This is a genomic window from Pseudoxanthomonas japonensis (assembly GCF_010093445.1).
GTDB lineage: Bacteria > Pseudomonadota > Gammaproteobacteria > Xanthomonadales > Xanthomonadaceae > Pseudoxanthomonas_A > Pseudoxanthomonas_A japonensis.
Map to the genome: position 1 here is coordinate 156333 of NZ_PDWW01000006.1, position 18778 is coordinate 175110.

20 protein-coding genes are annotated in these 18778 nt (G+C 66.3%); 8 read left to right on the top strand and 12 right to left on the bottom strand.

Features of this window, described 5'->3' with window-relative positions; all coding sequences use genetic code 11:
* Positions 1 to 5: 5 nt before the first annotated feature.
* The 6 genes from aldA to CSC78_RS07070 all read right to left on the bottom strand — a co-directional run bounded on the left by aldA (position 6) and on the right by CSC78_RS07070 (position 7782).
* Positions 6 to 1442, bottom strand: a complete 1437-nt coding sequence (gene aldA / locus CSC78_RS07045) for an aldehyde dehydrogenase (protein WP_162337193.1) — start codon at positions 1440 to 1442, stop codon at positions 6 to 8.
* A 70-nt stretch (positions 1443 to 1512) separates the two neighbouring features.
* Entirely contained in the window at positions 1513 to 2373 is an 861-nt protein-coding gene (locus CSC78_RS07050; protein WP_202924135.1) for a transporter, read from the bottom strand.
* Positions 2374 to 2801: 428 nt separating this feature from the next.
* Positions 2802 to 4787: a sigma-54-dependent Fis family transcriptional regulator gene (locus tag CSC78_RS07055; protein WP_162337194.1), complete on the bottom strand. Its 1986-nt coding sequence runs from the start codon at positions 4785 to 4787 to the stop codon at positions 2802 to 2804.
* A 102-nt stretch (positions 4788 to 4889) separates the two neighbouring features.
* A complete protein-coding gene (locus tag CSC78_RS07060) occupies positions 4890 to 6365 on the bottom strand; it encodes a LutB/LldF family L-lactate oxidation iron-sulfur protein (protein ID WP_162337195.1) in 1476 nt (491 codons plus the stop codon).
* Positions 6362 to 7045: a LutC/YkgG family protein gene (locus CSC78_RS07065; protein ID WP_162337196.1), complete on the bottom strand. Its 684-nt coding sequence runs from the start codon at positions 7043 to 7045 to the stop codon at positions 6362 to 6364. The genes CSC78_RS07060 and CSC78_RS07065 overlap by 4 nt, the downstream gene beginning before the upstream one ends.
* A complete protein-coding gene (locus CSC78_RS07070) occupies positions 7042 to 7782 on the bottom strand; it encodes a (Fe-S)-binding protein (protein WP_238391188.1) in 741 nt (246 codons plus the stop codon). The genes CSC78_RS07065 and CSC78_RS07070 overlap by 4 nt, the downstream gene beginning before the upstream one ends.
* 137 nt (positions 7783 to 7919) lie before the next feature.
* On the opposite strand from CSC78_RS07070, the gene CSC78_RS07075 reads away from it, so the two are divergent.
* Complete coding sequence (locus CSC78_RS07075) at positions 7920 to 8639, top strand: FadR/GntR family transcriptional regulator (protein WP_162337198.1); 720 nt, start codon at positions 7920 to 7922, stop codon at positions 8637 to 8639.
* Between the two features lie 61 nt (positions 8640 to 8700).
* Here CSC78_RS07075 and arsH read toward each other — a convergent pair whose 3' ends face one another.
* From arsH to CSC78_RS07100, 5 genes are all read right to left on the bottom strand, one after another.
* On the bottom strand, positions 8701 to 9420 hold the full coding sequence (gene arsH / locus CSC78_RS07080; protein ID WP_162337199.1) for an arsenical resistance protein ArsH: 720 nt from the start codon (positions 9418 to 9420) through the stop codon (positions 8701 to 8703).
* A complete protein-coding gene (locus CSC78_RS07085) occupies positions 9404 to 10060 on the bottom strand; it encodes an aquaporin (protein WP_162337200.1) in 657 nt (218 codons plus the stop codon). Before CSC78_RS07085 ends, arsH begins: the two co-directional genes overlap by 17 nt.
* Positions 10057 to 10560, bottom strand: a complete 504-nt coding sequence (locus CSC78_RS07090; protein WP_162337201.1) for an arsenate reductase ArsC — start codon at positions 10558 to 10560, stop codon at positions 10057 to 10059. Before CSC78_RS07090 ends, CSC78_RS07085 begins: the two co-directional genes overlap by 4 nt.
* A gap of 21 nt (positions 10561 to 10581) precedes the next feature.
* Positions 10582 to 10902, bottom strand: a complete 321-nt coding sequence (locus tag CSC78_RS07095) for an ArsR/SmtB family transcription factor (RefSeq protein ID WP_162337202.1) — start codon at positions 10900 to 10902, stop codon at positions 10582 to 10584.
* Positions 10903 to 11136: 234 nt separating this feature from the next.
* Positions 11137 to 12150, bottom strand: coding sequence for a GlxA family transcriptional regulator (locus CSC78_RS07100; RefSeq protein WP_238391191.1), 1014 nt, complete (start codon positions 12148 to 12150; stop codon positions 11137 to 11139).
* A gap of 57 nt (positions 12151 to 12207) precedes the next feature.
* Here CSC78_RS07100 and CSC78_RS07105 point away from each other — a divergent pair, with 57 nt between their 5' ends.
* The 3 genes from CSC78_RS07105 to CSC78_RS07115 all read left to right on the top strand — a co-directional run bounded on the left by CSC78_RS07105 (position 12208) and on the right by CSC78_RS07115 (position 14234).
* Positions 12208 to 13014, top strand: coding sequence for an SDR family NAD(P)-dependent oxidoreductase (locus CSC78_RS07105; protein WP_162337203.1), 807 nt, complete (start codon positions 12208 to 12210; stop codon positions 13012 to 13014).
* Between the two features lie 40 nt (positions 13015 to 13054).
* The gene (locus tag CSC78_RS07110) at positions 13055 to 13816 is read left to right on the top strand and encodes an SDR family oxidoreductase (RefSeq protein WP_162337204.1); all 762 of its coding nucleotides are present in this window, start codon (positions 13055 to 13057) and stop codon (positions 13814 to 13816) included.
* Between the two features lie 85 nt (positions 13817 to 13901).
* On the top strand, positions 13902 to 14234 hold the full coding sequence (locus tag CSC78_RS07115; protein ID WP_162337205.1) for a carboxymuconolactone decarboxylase family protein: 333 nt from the start codon (positions 13902 to 13904) through the stop codon (positions 14232 to 14234).
* Positions 14235 to 14415: 181 nt separating this feature from the next.
* Here the strand turns inward: CSC78_RS07115 and CSC78_RS07120 are convergent, their stop codons facing one another.
* Entirely contained in the window at positions 14416 to 14853 is a 438-nt protein-coding gene (locus tag CSC78_RS07120) for a winged helix-turn-helix transcriptional regulator (RefSeq protein ID WP_162337206.1), read from the bottom strand.
* A 123-nt stretch (positions 14854 to 14976) separates the two neighbouring features.
* Here CSC78_RS07120 and acuI point away from each other — a divergent pair, with 123 nt between their 5' ends.
* The 4 genes from acuI to CSC78_RS07140 all read left to right on the top strand — a co-directional run bounded on the left by acuI (position 14977) and on the right by CSC78_RS07140 (position 18617).
* A complete protein-coding gene (gene acuI / locus CSC78_RS07125; protein ID WP_162337207.1) occupies positions 14977 to 15963 on the top strand; it encodes an acrylyl-CoA reductase (NADPH) in 987 nt (328 codons plus the stop codon).
* A 39-nt stretch (positions 15964 to 16002) separates the two neighbouring features.
* Entirely contained in the window at positions 16003 to 16791 is a 789-nt protein-coding gene (locus CSC78_RS07130) for an SDR family NAD(P)-dependent oxidoreductase (protein ID WP_162337208.1), read from the top strand.
* A 15-nt stretch (positions 16792 to 16806) separates the two neighbouring features.
* Positions 16807 to 17706, top strand: coding sequence for an enoyl-CoA hydratase/isomerase family protein (locus CSC78_RS07135; RefSeq protein WP_162337209.1), 900 nt, complete (start codon positions 16807 to 16809; stop codon positions 17704 to 17706).
* A gap of 140 nt (positions 17707 to 17846) precedes the next feature.
* Positions 17847 to 18617 (top strand): SDR family oxidoreductase, encoded by a 771-nt coding sequence (locus CSC78_RS07140; protein ID WP_162337210.1) that lies wholly within the window; start codon positions 17847 to 17849, stop codon positions 18615 to 18617.
* Positions 18618 to 18778 lie beyond the last annotated feature (161 nt).

Here is an 18778-nt window from a genome sequence, read left to right on the forward strand (position 1 = left end):
CTTCTTCAGGGCGTCTGCAGGTAGACCACGTGGGTCTCGGTGAACTCGAGCAGGCCGTGCTTGCCGTCGGCGCCGCCGATGCCGGACTTGCGCCGGCCCGCATGGAAGCCCTGCATGGCTTCGAAATGCTCGCGGTTGATGTACGTCTCGCCGAAGCGCAGCTCGCGCGCGGCCTTCATCGCCGCATTGATGTCGCGGGTGAAGATCGATGACGTCAGCCCATACTCGGAGTCGTTGGCCAGCGCTATGGCTTCGTCGAGGCTGTCGACCACCTGGATCGGCAGCACCGGCCCGAACGTCTCCTCGCGCATGATCGCCATGTCGGCGCGCGCATCGACGATCAGCGTCGGCTCGTAATGGAAGCCCTTGCCCAGGTCGGCCGGCTTGCCGCCGGTGACGATGGTGGCGCCGTCGCGCTTGGCCTGCTCCACCGCCGCCGACACCTTGTCCAGGCCGGCCTGGTTCACCAGCGGGCCCATCTGCAGGTCGTCGCGTTCGGAGGGATCGCCGTACTTCGTATCGCGGAACAGCTTCACCAGCCGCTCGACCAGCGCTTCGTGCGCGCCGCGCTCGACATAGACGCGCTCGGCGCAGTTGCAGACCTGTCCGGTGTTGATGACGCGCGAGTCGTAGATCGCCTTCGCCGCCAGGTCGAGATCGGCATCGGCCAGCACGATGGCCGGCGCCTTGCCGCCGAGTTCCAGGTTCACCCGGGTCAGATTCCGGCCGGCCGTCTGCATGATGCGGCTGCCGGTGGCCACGCTGCCGGTGAAGGTGATCAGGTCGACCTGCGGATGCTCGACCAGCGCCTGCCCGGTGCTGCGGCCGAGGCCGCCGACCAGGTTGAACACGCCCTTCGGCAGATCCGTCTCGGCGACGAGCCTGGCGAACTCGTACGCATTGATCGGCGTTTCCTCGCTCGGCTTGATCACGATGGTGTTGCCGGTGATCAGCGCGGGCGCCAGCTTGCGGGCGATCAGGAAGAACGGGAAGTTCCACGGCAGGATGCCGGCGACCACGCCGATCGGCTTGCGGAACAGGAAGATGTTCTCGTTGGCCCGGTCGCTGGTGAGGATCTCGCCTTCCAGGCGGCGCGCCCACTCGGCCATGTAGTCGATGTAGTCGGCGGTGAAGTCGACTTCGACCTGCGCCAGCTGCTGGATCTTGCCCTGCTCGCGGACGATCACGCCGGCAAGGTCCTTGCGGTGCTCGCGCAGCTTGGCGGAGATCTTGCGCAGGTAGCCGGCACGTTCGATCGGCGCCAGCTTCTCCCATGCCGGCTGCGCGCGCCGTGCGGCGGACACGGCGGCGTCGACGGTCGCGGCATCGCTGTCGGGAATGCGCGCGAGCAGCGCACCGTCGGCGGGATTGGTGACGTCGACGGTCGCGCCGCCGCCGGCGACGAACGCGCCATCGATGTAGTTCTGGTAGGTCTGTGTCATGGGGTTTCCTTTGCTTGCGTTGTCCTTGCGGGCGCGCCGTCCATGGGGAACGGCGCGCCACCGGCGGCGATCACCACACGTAGGCGTACTTCAGGTTGAAACTGTCGTTGACGCTGTGGTTCTTGCCGTCGAGCGAGGTCGAGTAGCGCAACGTGATCGACTGGTTGTCGAACGTGTGCACCATCAGGCCGGCGCCGGCATCGACGGCCCAGCCGGTCGGCAGGCCATCGTTCGATTCTGTGTGCTCGGCATCCAGCGCCAGGAACGGCTCGAGCCGCTGCGACGCGCGGTAGGCGAAGCGGTTGTTGGTGTGCAGCGACAGGCCGGGCTGGATACCGTTGTCGCGGCGGCTCTGCCAGACGAAACCGGCATCGCCGGTCCAGCCGAACTTGTCGCCCATCCGCCAGTCCCAGAAGAAGCTCGACAGGTTCTTCCAGTTGGTGTCGCTGACGCGCTCGGTGCCGGTGGGGATCTGCACGAACGATTGGAAGCCGAGCGTGGCCTTCTCGCTGGGCTTGTACCAGATGGCGAATCCGGTCAGCGGATCGCCGATGCCGCTGATGTGGCGGTCGCCTTCCGGGGCGCGCCGGTTGCGGATGGCGACCTCGGGCACGATCACTTCCCAGGCCACGCCGATCTTCTTGTTCGATTCCGGCGTCCAGAAGCGCACGTACTTGGACAGGCCGGTCAGCGCCTTGCTGCCCGAGCCGTCGACGCGGTTGCCGTCGGCATCGAACACGCGCGCATTGTCCTGGTAGGTGGCGTACTGCACGAACACGTTGAACGGCTCGAAGCCGACCGGCAGTTCGTACTCGCGCGGACCGATCACGTCGAACGTGGTCTGCGCGCTGGCCGTGCCCGCGACCGCCAGCAGCGGCAACAGGGCCAGCGGCAACAGGCGCGGCAGCGACGGCATCGTCTCTCTCTTCATGGTGGTACTTCCCTCCCGAGTGAATGGACCGGCCGGTTCGCGGAGCTTTGTCCGTGCGGCGGCGGTGGTTCCGGGACCGCTGCGCACGCGCATCAGGTCCACGCAGGAGGTAGCGCAAGCCGCGTGCCACGTTGCAGTGCAACGGAGCCACGGACATGCATTCTTTTCGAATCAATGACTTGTCGTCCGCGCCGTCGACGCAGGCCATCGAATCCATGCGGCAGTGCAATGCACCTGCGACACGTGCATGCGACCAGCTGTCGCAGCGCCTGCGACAGGTGTCGCACCCCACGCGCATGCGAGGCGGCAGCGACGACGCAAACGAAGACGGCCCGTCGCAGGGACGGGGACGCAAACGAAGACGGCCCGTCGCAAGAACGGGCCGTCGGGTCGCATGGTCACGCCATGCGCACTGCGGGAGGACGGTGCTAGTCGGTCTGCGTCGGCGACACGATGTCCAGCCGCTTCATCCGGCGGTAGACCGTTGCACGACACGCGCCCAGGTCGCGCGCGGCCTCGCTGATGTTCCAGCGGTTGCGGCGCAGGACCTCCAGCAGCTCGCCACGTTCATCGGTGCCGGCCACAGGCTCGCGCGGGAACGGGATGACGGTCGCCGTCTCAGGTACGGCGGCGCCATCGGCCTCGAAGACCTCCTGGGGCAAATGGTCGACACGGACCGTGGCGCCATCAGCGATCGACAGTGCGTAGCACAGCGCATTGCGCAGCTCGCGGATGTTGCCGGGCCAGTCGTGGCGCAGCAGTACCGCCACGGCACGCGGCTCGATCTCGGCGCGCACGCCCATCGCCTGCGCTTCCATCTCCAGGATGCGCTGGATCAGGAAAGGCTTGTCGCCGCGTTCGCGCAGCGCCGGCAAGGCCAGCGTCGCGCCGCACAGCCGGTAGTACAGGTCCTCGCGGAACGTACCGGCGACGATCTGCCGGCGCAGGTCGCGGTGCGAGGCGGCGACCACGTTGAGGTCCACGCGCACCGGTTCGTCCGCGCCCAGCGGCAGCACTTCGCGTTCCGCCAGCACGCGCAGCAACCGCGTCTGCAGCGGCAGCGGCATGTCGCCGATCTCGTCGAGGAACAGCGTGCCGCCGTCGGAACGCTGGATCAGTCCCTTCATGCCCTTGCTGCGCGCGCCGGTGAACGTGCCCGGCGCATAGCCGAACAGCTCGCTCTCGATCAGCGATTCCGGGATGGCCGCGCAGTTGACCGCCACGAACGGACGCTCCGCGCGGCGGCTGGCGTCGTGCAGCGCGCGCGCCAGCACTTCCTTGCCGGTACCGGTTTCGCCCTGCAGGAAGATGCTGACCGGCTTGTCGACCAGGCGCGCTGCGCGTTCCAGCAGCTGGTCCATGCGCGGATCGCCACCGGACAGCCGCGACAACACGCTGTCCTGCACGGGATTGCGTGCTTCGCCGGCGTCCGGCACCTGCAGGCGCGGCGCGGTCTTCGGCGCGATCATCGAGGCGTGGTAACCCTGCCCGTCCCACGTGGTCACCACGCCGCGCGAATCGTGCGAGGTGCCCTTGGTCAATCGCCAGATGTCATCGATGCGCGTGCCGAACACGCCGGTCAGGTGATTGCCGACCAGCTGCGCGCGCGCGGCGTCGCGCGTGTGCAGCGAGTCCAGCAGGCGCAGCTGCTGGCGCGCGCCGCTGTTGGCACCGACGATGCGGCCATCGCGATCCACCGCCAGCATCAATTCACCGCAGACATCGACCAGCGGTCCGACAGTGCCGAGGCGCAGGATCCAGTGCGCGCGGAACTGGCGGATGAAGTTGGCGTCCTCGATCATCCGCGCGTGCAGCACGGTCAGGTGGCGCGCCAGGTGCAGGCTCTCGCGCCGGTCCGGCGACGACAGCGCGGAGACGTCCAGCGCGCCCATGAAGGCGCCGTCGGGATCGTACAGCGGCGTGCTGGTGCAGCTGAGGCCGATGTGGCCGATGTAGAAATGGTCCTCGCGGTCGCAAATCACCGTCGACTGTTCGGCGATGCAGGTGCCGATGCCGTTGGTGCCGGCATGGATCTCGTTCCAGTTGGCGCCCAGCGCCAGGCCGGCGCGGCGCAACGGCGCATCCCAGGTGTCGTTGCCGATGAAATCCAGGGTGACGCCTTCCGCGTCGGTCAGCAGCAGCACGTAGCCGAGATCGGAGACGTGTTTGTAGAGCTGCTCCATGCCTGCGCGTGCGACATGCAGGTGCTCTTCCAGCTGCTGCCGGCATTCGCGCAGGCGCGAATTCGTTTCGATGCGCACGTCCGGGCGCATCGCCGGATCGAGTGCGTGTTCGTTGGCGCAGCGGCGCCACGAACGGTGGATCAGATCGGTATTGGCGTTGCTCCCGGTGCTGGGCGATCCCGAATGGATCACCCGCAACACCGTTTCGACGTGTTGTTGGACAGTTGCCATGCCACCCCTCCCAAGGCCGGCCGAAAACGCTCCCGCTTGCGTGCCGTTCGTGTGTATGGACTGCGGATGCTCCCGGTCCGCGGTCGGCGTGATCGTGTTCCCCTACTCCTCCTGCGTGTCGTGGGTCCGGTGTGTAACGGTGCTGCGCGATGTCCGCCATCGCTCGCGCAGCGAGCGCGGCGCGGGCGTCAGTGGCGTACGTGATCGGGTCCAGCCGCCCTGGTGCGCGGGCGTGAGGCCGCGCAGCCGGGAAGCGATCCAGGTGAACAGGCGATAGCGCATCCCGTTGGAATACAGCAGTCGCCACGCCTTCCAGGCGAGGACCTCCGGGATGCTACGCACTGCACCCTGCCCCTTCAACGCTTTGTGCTGCTGCAGTGCGGGACGATGGTGGCGTCCGGCTTCGCGCAGGTGCATCAGCAGTTCGGGGATGGGAATGCCGACTGGGCAGACATCGCCGCACGCACCGCACAGGCTGGAGGCGGTCGGCAGATCGCGCGTCGACTCCAGCCCCAGCAGGTGCGGCGAGATGATCGCGCCGATCGGTCCCGGGTAGGTCGTGCCGTACGACAGTCCGCCGATACGTGCGTAGACGGGACAGTGGTTCATGCAGGCGCCGCAGCGGATGCATTGCAGCGTCGCGCGGAAGCGTTCTTCGGCGAAGGCCTGGCTTCGGCCGTTGTCCAGCAGCACCAGGTGCACTTCGCGCGGCCCGTCCTTCTCGCCCTCGCGGCGCGGACCGCTGATGACGTTGAGGTAGGTCGTCACGGCCTGGCCGGTGGCCGAGCGTGTCAGCAGGGTGAACAGCGGCGGCACGTGTTCCAGCTTCTCGATGACCTTCTCGATGCCGGTGATCGCGATGTGCACGTCCGGCACCGTGGTCGACAGCCGGCCGTTGCCCTCGTTCTCCACCAGCACCAGCGAGCCGGTCTCGGCGACCATGAAGTTGACGCCGGACACGCCGATCTTCGCCTGGCGGAACTTGTCGCGCAGCGCGACGCGGCCGATCGCGATCAGTTCGTCCACGTCCTCGGTGTAGCCGGCGCCGGGGATGTGCTCGGCGAAGATCTTCGCCACGTCTTCCTTGGTCTTGTGGATCGCCGGCATGATGATGTGGCTGGGCCGGTCGTTGTCGAGCTGCAGGATGTACTCGCCCATGTCGGTCTCGACGCAGGCGATGCCGTGTTCCTGCATGCGGTGGTTCAGCTCGATCTCCTCGCTGACCATCGACTTGCCCTTGACCATCATGGTCGCGTCGTGGCGTGCGGCGATCTCCTGGAAGATGCGGTTCGCATCGGCTGCATCCTCGGCCCAGTGCACCTGCACGCCGCGTGCGTGCAGCGCCTGTTCCAGCTGTTCCAGCAGGTCCGGCAGCCGCGACAGCGCGCGCTTGCGCAGGTGTTCGCCCAGCGAGCGCAGGCGTTCGAACGCATCCTGTTCGGGAAACTGTGCGGCGCGCTTGTCGGCCAGGTAATCCATCGCGCCGCGGAAGCCGCGACGCAGCACCGGATCGGCCAGCACCAGGCGCGCGTTGTCCTTGAACGCGACCGGATCGGCGGCGGGCCGCACCGCGCTCATGCGGTGGCCTCCGTGCGCAGCAGCAGGATGACCAGTTCGCGCGGACCGTGCGCGCCGTACACCAGCAGGCGCTGGATGTCGGCGGTCTTGGACGGCCCGGTGACCAGCAGCGCATTGGTGGGCAGGGCCGACGCCCATTGCCGGTGCCGCATGGCCGCGTACAGCGTGGGCTGCAGGTCTTCTTCGCGCAGCACGGCGATGTGCAGCGGCGGCAGCAGCGACAGCGTGCGCGGCTCGCGCGTGTCGGGCCACAGGATCAGGCTGCCGGTGTCGGCGATGCCGCCCAGCGTGGTGGTGATGCCGGCATCGACCGTGTCGAACAGCACCGGCTTCAGCGTTTCGATGGGCGCGTCGTACCAGTCCAGCGTCGGCGCCTGCGTGGCGGCATGCAGGCCGTCAACCAGCGCCGTGTCGCGGCCCGCCATCAGCCGGCGCACGCCCTTGTCCGCCAGCACTGCGGCGAGCGTGTTCGGCCAGGTGGCGGCATCGGTCTCGATCACCTCGGCACGCCAGCCGCGCGCCTGCGCGATGAAGCGCTCGCGCATCGCGGCCGGCGAGGACGTGCCGGCATCGGCGTAGTACGCGGCGACGTCGGGCGCCGGCAGTTCGACCGGCGCGGCGGCGCGCAGCCGCGACAGGATCGCGGAGCGCGCGCGCGTGGATGCGGCAGGCAGGCTCATGCGCCGGCATCCGGTGCGGGCAGGCCCCAGCGTTCGCGCAGGAAGCTGGCGATATGCCGGCCCTGCAGCGGCGCCTCGCGACGCGCCATCGTGCCATTGAGGTTGAGCAGGCAACCGCAGTCGCCGCTGACGAAGGCATCGCAGCCACTTTCGGCCAGTGCATCCGCCTTGTCGCCGGCCATCGCGGCGGAGATGTCGGGCTGCTTCACCGCGAAGGTGCCGCCGAAGCCGCAGCATTCGGATTCGTAGGCCTGGATCTTCAGTTCGACACCGGGCAGCGCCTCAAGCAACCGCCGCCCGCTGGCCAGTGCGCCGGTCTCGCGTCGCGCACTGCACGAGGTGTGCAGGCAGACGGAGACCGGATCGTTCGTGGCGGCGACGGGCAGCGGCAGGTCGGTCGCCGCGAGGAAGTCGGAGAACTCCACCACCCGCGCGCCCATGTCGCGCACACGCGCCAGCAGCACCGGGTCGTCCGCGAACAGCCGCGGCCAGTGGTGCCGCATCATCCCCGCGCAGGAACCCGACGGCACCACGATCGGCCAGCGCTGCGGGAACAGGTCCAGTTGCGCGCGCGCGACCTTGCGCGACTCCTCGGGAAAGCCGCTGGTGTAGGCGGGCTGTCCGCAACAGGTCTGCGCCTCGGGCAGGTGCACGCGGCAGCCGATCCGTTCCAGCACGGCGATCGCGTCGAGGCCGGCATCGGGCATGAACAGGTCCACCACGCAGGTGGCGAACACGTACACATCCCGAAGGGGGGAGGGGCCGGCAGGATCTGGCGAGCGCATGGCGGGCGGGTCCGTCTTGTCCGGAAGGGAGCATGTGTCGGCCTACGCCGGGCGGTATATTGGTCCGGCCAATCCGAACGCAGGCCGCCATGTCCACCCAGGTCGCCCAGGTCACCCGCCACCTCGAACAGGCCATCGCCGACGGGCGCTACGTAGCCGGCCGCCGACTGCCCGCCGAACGCACCCTCGCCGACCAGCTGCAGGTCTCGCGTGCGACCGCGCGCGAGGCGATCGGCCTGCTGGTCGCGCGCGGCGTGCTGGAGCGCAGGCAGGGCGACGGCACCTATGTGGTCGCCGCCACCGAGCGCCGGATGGCGGAGATCTGGCAGGACATGGCGCGCAACCATCCGATGCTGCAGGCGGACCTGGTGGAGTTCCGCGCGATGCTGGAAGGCCGCACCGCGGAACTGGCGGCGCTGCGGCACGACGACGCGGATCGCGAGCGGCTGCGGTCGGCGCACGCCGCGGTCGATGCGGCCTACAACGGCAGCGACCGCCAGGCGCAGATCCGCAGCGACGTGGCCTTCCACCGCGCGATCGCCGATGCGACCCACAACCCGGTGTTCTCCTATCTCATCGCCTCGCTGCTGGCACTGCTGCACGACCACGTGCAGGTCAGCCTCGCCGGCCTGTCGCCGCAGTCGCCGGTCTCGCAGCAGCTGCGCCGGCAGCACGACGCCCTGCTCGCCGCCATCCTGCAACGCGACCCCGACCGCGCCCGCGCGGTCGCCGGTGGCCACATGGACTACGTCGCGGTGCAGCTCAATGCGCTGCCGCGTGTGTCGCGACCGGTAGACGCATCTGCCTAGCTTCGCGCGGCACGGCTCGGCCGCGGCATCCTGCCAGGAAGACCCGTGAACGTTTCCGTACCTAGATAGCGCGGAAGCTGACCCGCCTGGCCAGTTCCTCCACACTTTCCTTGCGCTCGCTGTAGCGGTCCACCAGATAAGGCGAGACATCACGGGTCAGCAGCGTGAACTTGATCAGCTCTTCCATGACGTCCACGACGCGGTCATAGAACGCGGACGGCTTCATGCGCCCCTCCTCGTCGAATTCGTTGAACGCCTTCGCCACGGAGGATTGGTTGGGGATCGTGATCATCCGCATCCAGCGCCCAAGTACACGAAGCTGATTCACCGCGTTGAAGGACTGCGAGCCGCCCGAAACCTGCATGACGGCCAGCGTCTTGCCCTGGGTCGGACGAACCGAACCCTGCGACAAGGGAATCCAATCGATCTGCGCCTTCATGATGCCGCTCATGGCGCCGTGCCGCTCCGGCGAACTCCAGACCATGCCCTCCGACCACTGCACCAGTTGCCGCAATTCCTGCACCTTGGGATGCGTGTCGGGCTCTGCATCCGGAAGAGGAAGACCTGTCGGATCGAAGAGCCGGGTTTCGGCCCCCATCGCCTGCAGTAGTCGGGCCGCCTCCAGCGCGAGCAACTTGCTGTATGACCTCTTCCTCAGCGATCCGTAGAGCAGAAGGATCCGCGGGGCATGCGTAGCGAGTGCAGCCGGTGATAGACGGTCGACCTCCGGCACATGGAACAGTTCGGCCGATACATTGGGCAGATCACCGAGATTGGACATGAGGTATTCCAAGTAGCTTGTGGATCGTGGCGCCCAGGGCTGCCCCGATGAGTTGCGCCACAACGAAGGCGGGCACGTCGCCAGGCGAAATGCCGGCGAAGCTGTCACTGAACATGCGGCCAAACGCTGCTGCAGGATTCGCGAATGAGGTCGACGAAGTGAACCAATAGGCCGCACCGATGTACGCAGCTACCATCACGGCTACCCGGGACGCGGGTGCCCTGAGCACCACCAGCAGCAATCCTGCCGTTGCAACGATCTCGCCGAACCATTGGCCCTCGCCGGTCCGCGCCTTCGTGGAGAACTCCAGGATCGGAAGATCGAACATGGCGTTCGCCAACCAAGCACCGCACACCGCACCCGCGAGCTGGAACACGATGTATGCCGGCAACAGGGCCCTGGGCAGTTCTCCACGCGCCGCCATGACGGCGCTGACCGCGGGATTCATGTGCGCGCCACTGATCGAACCGAACACCTCAATCAGGATATAGAGGCCGCCGACCGTTGCCAGCGTGTTGGCCAGCAAGGCAACGGCACCGTTTCCGTCCGCGAGGCGCTCGGCCATGATCCCAGAGCCCACCACCGTCACCAGCAGCAGGCCCGTGGCCAAGAACTCGCCAAGGAGACGCTGGCGGATCATTCAGCGCCGACGCGTCCGATCTCACCCAGCTTTGCTTGCGCTGCCAGACGGTCGAGGCTTTGCAGCGGCAGGGATAGCAGTAGCTCGATACGGCGACGCAGTGTGGCGAACGCTGCGGTATAGGCTCGACGACGATCTTCTTCATCGCCCGTGGCAGCTACCGGGTCGGGTACACCCCAGTGCGCGAGTGCAGGATGGCCCAGCCATACGGGGCACGCCTCTCCCGCAGCGTTGTCGCAGACCGTGATGACGATATCCATCTCGGGTGCGCCTTCCACGGCGAACTCGTCCCAGTTCTTGCTGCGCACCTGGCTGGCGTCATAGCCGATCGCCTCGGCAAGCTCCCGCGCCATCGGCTGGACCTGGCCGCTGGGATGACTCCCGGCGCTATAGGCCTTGAACCGGCCGTGGCCCAGCACGTTGAGGATCGCCTCGGCCATGATGCTGCGCGCGGAGTTGCCGGTGCACAGGAACAGTACGTTGTAGGTCTTGTCGATCATGTCGTATCTCTGGAATGCGGATCAACGGAGCTTCTTCTTGACTGCCGGCGCGCAGGACTTGCCGCCGCAGCAGTTCTCCGTCAGGAAGCCAATCAGACCGTTCATGCGGTCGTAGTCGGCACGTATCCGGATGACCCGTCCTTCCCGCTCGTCGGTCACAAGCCCTGCGGCACGCAGCTGGTTCAGATGCGCGGTGAGCGTCGCGGGCGCCAGATCGAGCTGGTCGCGCAGTTCGCCAACGGCCATCCCGCCTGGACCCGCCTGTACAAGGGCGCGGTAGGCGGCGAGGCGGTGGTCGTGGGCGAGCGCACGGAGCGCCATTACGGTCTGGGACGTGTCCATAATTCTATATTTCCGGAATCTTAGAATTATTGCAACCCGTTGTTGCAGCCGGATGACGGCTTCCGGCCAGAAGGTGGACACGCCATCGAGCTCGATTCCAAGCCCGGCTCTGAACCGGCCTACGGAGGCTGTGCTCGTCGTGTGCTTCTACCATCGGCTGGGTAGCCGCCGAAGACGGTTGATGCCTCACGACCGGCGTCAACGCTCAAGGTTGAGCGGGGCGGCGAGGGAACCTTAGCTTCTCAGCCTGGTACGCGACTGCCGCCGCATCGCTTGCGGGGCAACACCAAATCCTCGCAGGTACGCCTCACGCAGATGCCGTCGATCGCGAAACCCTGTCTCACGGGCGATCACCTCCAGAGGAAGTCGCCCCTGTTCGACCATCACACGTGCCGCCTCGAGTCGCAGCGCCTCAATGGCCTTCGCCGGCGACTGCCCCGTCTCTGCCGTGAATATTCTGCTGAACTGTCGAGGGCTCAGATTGATCCGCTCGGCCAGCTGCTCCACCCCCAACGGTCTGTCCAGGTGCCGTTTGGCGTAATCGAGCGCCTGTTGAATGCGATCGCTTCGCGGCGCCATATCCAGCAGCTCCGAATGCTGGGTCTGTCCGCCAGCGCGCCGATGGTGCATGACCAACCGGTGCGCGACGGAGCGCGCCACCTCCGGTCCCAGATCTTTCTCAACCATGCCCAGCGCCATGTCGAGCGCGGCCGTCATGCCGGCCGAGGTCCAGTACTGGCCGTCCAGGATGAAAATCCGGTCGGCCTCCACCTGGATGTCGGGATGGCGTTGCTGCATGTGCTCGGCATAGGCCCAATGCGTGGTAGCCCGGCGCTGTGCGAGCACTCCGGCCTCAGCCAGGATGAACCCACCGGTACAGATGCCTGCCACACGCCGCGCCCTGGGGGCTACGCGGCGGACGAAATCGAGTAGTGGCCGGGAAACCGGGCCACGGAGCGGGTCGATCACCCCGGGGAACATCCAGGTATCGGCGCGGCTGCGCCCGGTGAGTTCGCGCGTCACCACACGCATGCCCAGCGAGGCGTTGATCTCACCGCCCTGGACCGACCAGTTTTCCACGGCATAGAAGGTCTCACCGTGCACCAGGTTGGCGAACTCGAACACCGCCTGCGAGCCGAGCGCCATGACCTGGAAACCATCGCCCAGTACGTATCCCACCCGATGCATGATGGCCGGCCCCGCATGTCCTAAAACATGACTATATGCGTCATTTGCGCCACGATCCATCCGGCGCAAGCTTTCTCCGCACCCCGCGGCAATGGCCGCCCAACTGGAGAAAGCACCATGTCCGCACAATCCTCATCCGCTGGCGTCGCTGTGGTTACCGGCGCGTCCGCTGGCATTGGCGCGATCTACGCCGAGCGCCTGGCCCGTCGTGGGCATGACCTGATCCTGGTCGCGCGTGACCGACAACGGCTCAATGCCCTGGCAGAGCGCATCAGCAGCCAGACCCAGCGCGCGGTGGAGGTCATCGCCGCCGACCTGGGCCAGCGCGATCAGTTGGCCCAGGTCGAGCGCCGCCTGCAGCAGGATGCCGACGTTACGGTACTTGTGAACAATGCGGGCATCGGAACCCACACGCCGCTGCTGCAGAGCGATGTCGAGCGGATGACCGCCATGGTGGAGCTCAACGTCACCGCGCTCATGCGGCTGACCTATGCCGCCGTCCCGCAGATGGTGGCGCGCGGGCGCGGCACCATCATCAATATCTCTTCGATCGCGAGCTTGGCACCGGAAATCCTCAATGGCGTCTACGGCGGGAGCAAGGCTTTCGTCACGGCCTTCAGCCAATCGCTTCACAAGGAACTCGCAGGCACTGGCTTGCGCGTCCAGGCGGTGCTTCCGGGCGCAACCGCCACCGATTTCTGGGCGACCGGCGGTCTGCCGGTCGAGAACCTTCCCCGCGAGATCGTGATGCGTGCCGAGGACCTGGTCGATGCCGCCCTGCGCGGCTTGGATCGCGGTGAATTGATCAGCATCCCGTCACTGCATGCCGGCGAGGACTGGGAGGCGTTCGAGGCCGCTCGCCAATCGATGGCGGCCCACCTGTCAAGCGACACGGTGGCACCGCGCTATCGCGCCAGTCACTGATCTCCAGTTCCCGCTCATCCATTACTCGGGAGGACTTCCCATGAAACTTGCCGGCAACACCATCTTCATCACCGGCGGCACCTCCGGGATAGGTCTGGCACTGGCCAAGGCCCTGCATGCACGCGGCAACCAAGTGATCGTAGCCGGCCGCCGCAAGGCCCTGCTCGAGCAGATCAAGTCCGAGAACCCGGGCGTCGATGCGGTCCAACTGGATGTCGCCGACCCGGGCCAGATCAAGGCGGTTGCCGCCGATGTCATCGCGCGCTACCCAACACTCAATGTTGTGGTCAACAACGCCGGCATCATGCCCTTCGACAATGCGGGCGGTGCGCTGGATGATGGGCAGGCTGTCCAGCTGGTGGCGACGAACCTGCTGGGGCCGGTCCGGGTCAGCGCCGCCTTCGTCGAACACCTGAAGCGGCAGCCGGAGAGCTGGATAATCAACAATTCTTCGGTGCTGGCCTACGTCCCCCTGGCGGCGACGGCGCTGTACTCGGCCACCAAGGCGGCGATCCACTCCTATTCAATGTCGCAGCGCTTTGCCCTGCGCGATAGTTCGGTGAAGGTTCTGGAGATCGCGCCGCCTTGGGTGGATACCGACCTGATCTACAAGAGTGGCGACCCCCGTGCGATGCCGCTTGACGATTTCATCGCGGAGACGCTGGACAAGCTTGCCACCGCAACGACCGAGGTGCTGGTTGATCGCATCGCGGCGGTGCGCGCCAACCCCGGGATGGGCGAGCACGCCATGGTGCACCAGTTCAATCTTTCGTTGGTGGATAACCCCATCCCGGTCGCCTGACCACCGCGTCATCCGGCAGCCACGCTTTGCGAAGCCGCACGCCGGCTCATTTCCACGACTTTTTACTTTCTTCGAGGAGACTCCCGTGTTGTTCAACTGGACCGAGTATGTGCCCGCAGTGAAGAAGGCGTTCGGCAGCCTGGGCAAGCGCCATCCGAAAATGCTCGAGGCTTACCAGTCCTTGGGGACGGCCGCAGCGCATGATCAAGCCTTGGACGCCAAGACCCGTGAACTGATCGCCGTTGCAGTTGCGATCAGCCTGCGCTGCGACGGATGCATTGGTACGCATACTGAGGCGGCACGCAAGGCCGGGGCGACCGAGGCAGAGTTGGCGCAGGCCCTCGCTACGGCGATCCAGGTCAATGCGGGCGCAGCTTACGTTTATTCGATGCGCGCGCTCGAGGCTTACGGCGACTAGTCGACTACTGGGGGTCATCCCGTCGCTGCAAGGGGTGTGGTGACCCTTCCAGGCTCCCTTTGGTGGCTTGTCGATCAACGCTTCTGCGTTGCCTGCAGCACCGGAAACACGGTCACACAGGCATGGTTGGTCGTTTCGATAGCGCGGGCTTCCGGTTCAGGCCTTGGGTTCAAGCGAGCGATCAGTTCGCTGGAGGCGCGAGCTTCTCCGACTGAACGTTCCTCGCGGAAGCTTTCCGCTTCGCGACAACAGGCGTCGCATCGCAATGCACTTCCATCGGCGGCAGGTGCTGCTGGTCGGCGCGATACCGTTCGCCCCACTCGCGAAGGCTCAGCATCACCGGAGCCAGCGTGCGTGCCAGCGCCGTGGCTTCATATTCGACGCGCGGGGGGACTTCCGCGTAAACGTGTCGGATGATCAGGCCGTCTGTCTCCAACTCGCGCAGCTGCAGCGTAAGCATGCGCTGGGTCGCGCTGGGGATCAGTCGCGTCAATTCCATGAAGCGCTTCTTGCCGGTCAGCACATGAAACAGCAGTAAAGGCTTCCACACACCGCCGATGATGGACAGCGTTAGCTCGACGGCGCAGCCACTCTTCGGGTCCAGTCGCTTCGGGCGCATGATGACTCTCACCTGGTGCTCATAGGCACATAATTGATAGTAACGGCGATAGTTGTGCGTTCTTACGACAAACGCGGCACGGACCTATAGTCGCACCCGCTTCCCCACGAAGGAAATGGTGCCGTGTCATTCCGTGCAATCCTTGCTACCCGCGCCGACGATGGCGCAATCAGCGCCTCACTGCAGACCCTCGACGACAACACGCTGTCCGAAGGCGGCGTGACCGTCGCCGTCGACTGGTCGACCCTCAACTACAAGGATGCGGTGGCCTTGGCAGGCCCCCAGATCATCCAGACCTTCCCACTGGTGCCTGGCATCGACTTCGCCGGCATCGTGGTGGATTCCGATGACGTCCGCTTCAGTCCCGGCGACAAGGTCGTCGCGACCGGCTGGGGCTTGAGCCAGACCCACCATGGCGGTTACGCACAGCGTGCCCGCGTTTCGGGCAACTGGCTGGTCAAGTTGCCGACGACCCTGAGCACGCGCGACGCCATGGCGATCGGCACGGCAGGGTTCACCGCCATGCTTAGCGTGCTGGCGCTTGAACACGCAGGCGTATCGCCGGACCGCGGCGACATCCTGGTCACCGGTGCATCCGGTGGCGTGGGCTCCATCGCCATCGCGCTGCTGGCGGAACTCGGTTACCGCGTGGTGGCGTCCACGGGCAAGCCGGGCGAGGCGGACTACCTGCGCAACCTGGGCGCCGCGGACATCCTGGACCGCACGCTCCTGTCGGCGGAAGGCAAGCCCATGGGGACGGAGCGCTGGGCGGGTGCAGTGGACTCGGTGGGTGGCCGCACGCTGGCCAACGTGTTGGCGCAAACGAAGTATCGCGGCACGGTGACCACGTGTGGCTTCGTGGGCGGCGTTGAGCTTCCCACTACCGTGCTGCCTTTCATCCTGCGCGGCGTCACCCTCGCCGGCATCGATTCGGTCAATGCACCGCAAGCGCTGCGCGTCGAGGCGTGGCGCCGCCTGGCCGAGAACCTGGAACTGGCCAAGCTGGACACGACGGTCACCGAAGTGGGACTCGCCGACGTGTTCAGCGCCGCCGCCGAGATGCGCCAGGGCAGGGCGAGGGGACGGACGCTGGTGGACGTGAATCGTTAAGCGCATCTGCCCATTACCTCCAGACCCCACGGGACACCCATGAGCACATCGAAGCAAGTAGCCCTCATCACCGGGGCATCCGCAGGCATCGGCGCCACCTATGCCGATCGGCTGGCCAAGCGCGGCTACGCGCTCGTGCTGGTGGCGCGCGACACGCAGCGCCTGCAAGCGTTGGCGACGCGACTGCAGGACGAGACCGGCACGTCCATTGAAGTCCTGCCCGCAGATCTGACCCGTAATGCGGATGTGGTACGGATCGAGCAACGCCTGCAGACGGGGGACGTCACGCTGCTCGTCAACAACGCGGGCATGTCGTTGAAAGGTGGCCTGTTGGAGAATGGCCCGGCTGCGCTGGAGCAGATCATCGCGCTCAACGTCACGGCCCCCACCCGCTTGGCCGCCGCCGCAGCGAAATCGTTCGTCGAGCAAGGATCGGGGGCCATCGTCAACCTTTCTTCCGTCCTGGCGTTCGCGCCCGAGATGTTCGAAGGCGTCTACAGCGGAACCAAGGCTTACCTGCTCAATCTCAGTCAGGCCATGGCGGCACAATTCGGGCCACGCGGCGTGTATGTGCAGGCCGTCCTGCCCGGCGCCACCCGAACGGAGCTGTGGGAGAAGGCTGGCCGCGACATGGACGAGTTTCCGCCCGGCTTCCTGATGGAGGTCGACGCCATGGTCGATGCCGCGCTGGTGGGCTTCGACCGGCGCGAGACGGTGACGATTCCTCCGCTTCCCGATGAAGGCCAGTTCCTCGCGATGCAGCAGGCGCGTCTGGCGATGGCACCCAATCTCTCGCGCAGCGACGTGCCTGCCCGCTACCTGCGCTGACTCAGGAGAACCCCAGTGACTTACGAAAACCCGGTGCGCCTGGAAATCGAGGCGCATGGCAATACCCTGCATGCACGCATACATGCCGGTTCCCGCCAGGAGTTCGGTGCGGAGCTCGCCCTGCTCATCGAAGAACTGCTCGACCGCGTGGAGCAGGATCCCGATATCCGCGCCGTGGTCTTCTCAAGCGCGCACGCAGGCCGCTTCATCAGTCACGCCGACGTGAAATGGCTGCAGGAGGGCGGTGTCCAGTACTTGGCGCGACAACAGGCCACGACGCCTCCGCCGGCACCTCCCTCCGATTACGTCGGCCTAGATCGGCTGCACGGCTTGCTGCTCCGGATGAACAGCATCGGCGTGGTATTCATCGCCGCGCTGGAAGGGCATGCACTGGGCCTGGGTGCCGAGTTCGCATGGGCATGCGATCTGCGGGTCATGGCCAGCGAAGACGCCTTCATCGGACAGCCCGAGGTTTTGCTGGGCATCATGCCCGGCGGTGGCGGCAGCCAGAGGCTCCCGCGCTTGGTGGGCACGCACAAGGCGCTGGTCGCCATTCTCGATGGGCGGCCGCTGACAGCCGCGCAGGCGCTGGAGATGGGCGCGGTCGATGCCGTCGTACCGAAGGCCGACGTCGTCACCAAGGCGCTGGCTCTTGCCGACCACCTCGGGCGGCGACACAAGCCAAGCATCGGCGCCATCAAGCGCGCGGTGTACTTCGGCACCTCCCTGCCGTTGCAGGACGGCATCAAGCTGGAAGCCAAAGAGTTCCTGACCTTGGATGTTTCGCCGGAAGGGCAGAAACTGATGCTGGCGTACCAGGCAGGCACCGATTTGCTGGGCGACCTTCCGCTCTACGTGGCCGATCATTACGAGACGGCCCTCAAGGAGGGTCATACTCCGAAGTCGTACGACTGACCAGAGGCCTCATTCTGATCGCATGTCCGCTATCGGCCTTGGATTCAACCGATCGACGCAAGGTACGAAAGCAAGAAACGGATAGTGGCTGGCGACAAGGGCCGATAGATTCTCCCGACACAAAGAGACGGGAGTTGCAGATGGATGTACTGGCAAAGAAGGTGGCCATCGTCACGGGCGCCAGTTCCGGCATCGGACGCGCGACGGCCAGGCTGTTCGCGAGAGAAGGCGCGAGCGTCGTGGTGAGCGGGCGCCGCCACGCCGAACTGGACGCGCTCGTCGGCGAAATCGAAGAGGCGGGCGGGCATGCCATCGCGGTTGCGGGCGACGTCAGGCGCGAAGAAGTGGCGAAGGCCCTGGTCGACGCGGCCGTCACCCACTTCGGTGGCCTTGACGTCGCGTTCAACAATGCGGGGGTGGTGGGAGAGACGAAGCCCATCACGGAGATGTCGCTTGACGAATGGCGCGAGACGCTCGACACCAATCTTGCCAGTGCGTTCCTGGGCGCCAAGTACCAGGTGCCGGCCATGCTGGCGCGCGGCGGAGGCTCGCTCATCTTCACGTCCTCCTTCGTCGGCTACACGGCCGGCTTACCCGGCATGGCGGCGTATGCCGCCAGCAAGGCGGGCCAGATCGGCCTGGTCAAGGCGTTGGCGGCCGAGTACGGCGCGAAAGGGGTCCGGGTGAATGCCGTGCTCCCCGGAGGCACCGACACGCCCGCCAGCATCACCAACGCGCCAGACGCCACGCCGGAGGTGCTGGCCTTCGTGGAGGGCCTTCATGCGTTGAAACGCATGGCCTCGCCGGAAGAGATTGCGCGCGCCGTCCTGCATCTCGCATCGGATGCGTCGAGCTTCATCACCGGCACGGCCTTTCTCGTTGACGGCGGCGCGTCCATCGCCCGAGCCTGACGCGGAACGACGTCCGCTTTGGGTCGCGGAATCAGACATCGGCCGGATCGCTGCAAGCTCGCTTCGACTGCGACGCCAGCCTCTAGATCACACCGGGAACCAGTGCCTTGGTGCGCCGCCTGTATGCCGCGTAGGCTGCGCCGAATTCCTCGCTGAGCCAG

Coding starts and splice junctions, on each gene's coding strand:
- aldA (WP_162337193.1), bottom strand. CDS start 1,442: ATGACACAGACCTACCAGAACTACATCGATGGCGCGTTCGTCGCCGGC.
- CSC78_RS07050 (WP_202924135.1), bottom strand. CDS start 2,373: ATGAAGAGAGAGACGATGCCGTCGCTGCCGCGCCTGTTGCCGCTGGCC.
- CSC78_RS07055 (WP_162337194.1), bottom strand. CDS start 4,787: ATGGCAACTGTCCAACAACACGTCGAAACGGTGTTGCGGGTGATCCAT.
- CSC78_RS07060 (WP_162337195.1), bottom strand. CDS start 6,365: ATGAGCGCGGTGCGGCCCGCCGCCGATCCGGTCGCGTTCAAGGACAAC.
- CSC78_RS07065 (WP_162337196.1), bottom strand. CDS start 7,045: ATGAGCCTGCCTGCCGCATCCACGCGCGCGCGCTCCGCGATCCTGTCG.
- CSC78_RS07075 (WP_162337198.1), top strand. CDS start 7,920: ATGTCCACCCAGGTCGCCCAGGTCACCCGCCACCTCGAACAGGCCATC.
- arsH (WP_162337199.1), bottom strand. CDS start 9,420: ATGTCCAATCTCGGTGATCTGCCCAATGTATCGGCCGAACTGTTCCAT.
- CSC78_RS07085 (WP_162337200.1), bottom strand. CDS start 10,060: ATGATCCGCCAGCGTCTCCTTGGCGAGTTCTTGGCCACGGGCCTGCTG.
- CSC78_RS07090 (WP_162337201.1), bottom strand. CDS start 10,560: ATGATCGACAAGACCTACAACGTACTGTTCCTGTGCACCGGCAACTCC.
- CSC78_RS07095 (WP_162337202.1), bottom strand. CDS start 10,902: ATGGACACGTCCCAGACCGTAATGGCGCTCCGTGCGCTCGCCCACGAC.
- CSC78_RS07100 (WP_238391191.1), bottom strand. CDS start 12,150: ATGGATCGTGGCGCAAATGACGCATATAGTCATGTTTTAGGACATGCG.
- CSC78_RS07105 (WP_162337203.1), top strand. CDS start 12,208: ATGTCCGCACAATCCTCATCCGCTGGCGTCGCTGTGGTTACCGGCGCG.
- CSC78_RS07110 (WP_162337204.1), top strand. CDS start 13,055: ATGAAACTTGCCGGCAACACCATCTTCATCACCGGCGGCACCTCCGGG.
- CSC78_RS07120 (WP_162337206.1), bottom strand. CDS start 14,853: ATGCGCCCGAAGCGACTGGACCCGAAGAGTGGCTGCGCCGTCGAGCTA.
- CSC78_RS07130 (WP_162337208.1), top strand. CDS start 16,003: ATGAGCACATCGAAGCAAGTAGCCCTCATCACCGGGGCATCCGCAGGC.
- CSC78_RS07140 (WP_162337210.1), top strand. CDS start 17,847: ATGGATGTACTGGCAAAGAAGGTGGCCATCGTCACGGGCGCCAGTTCC.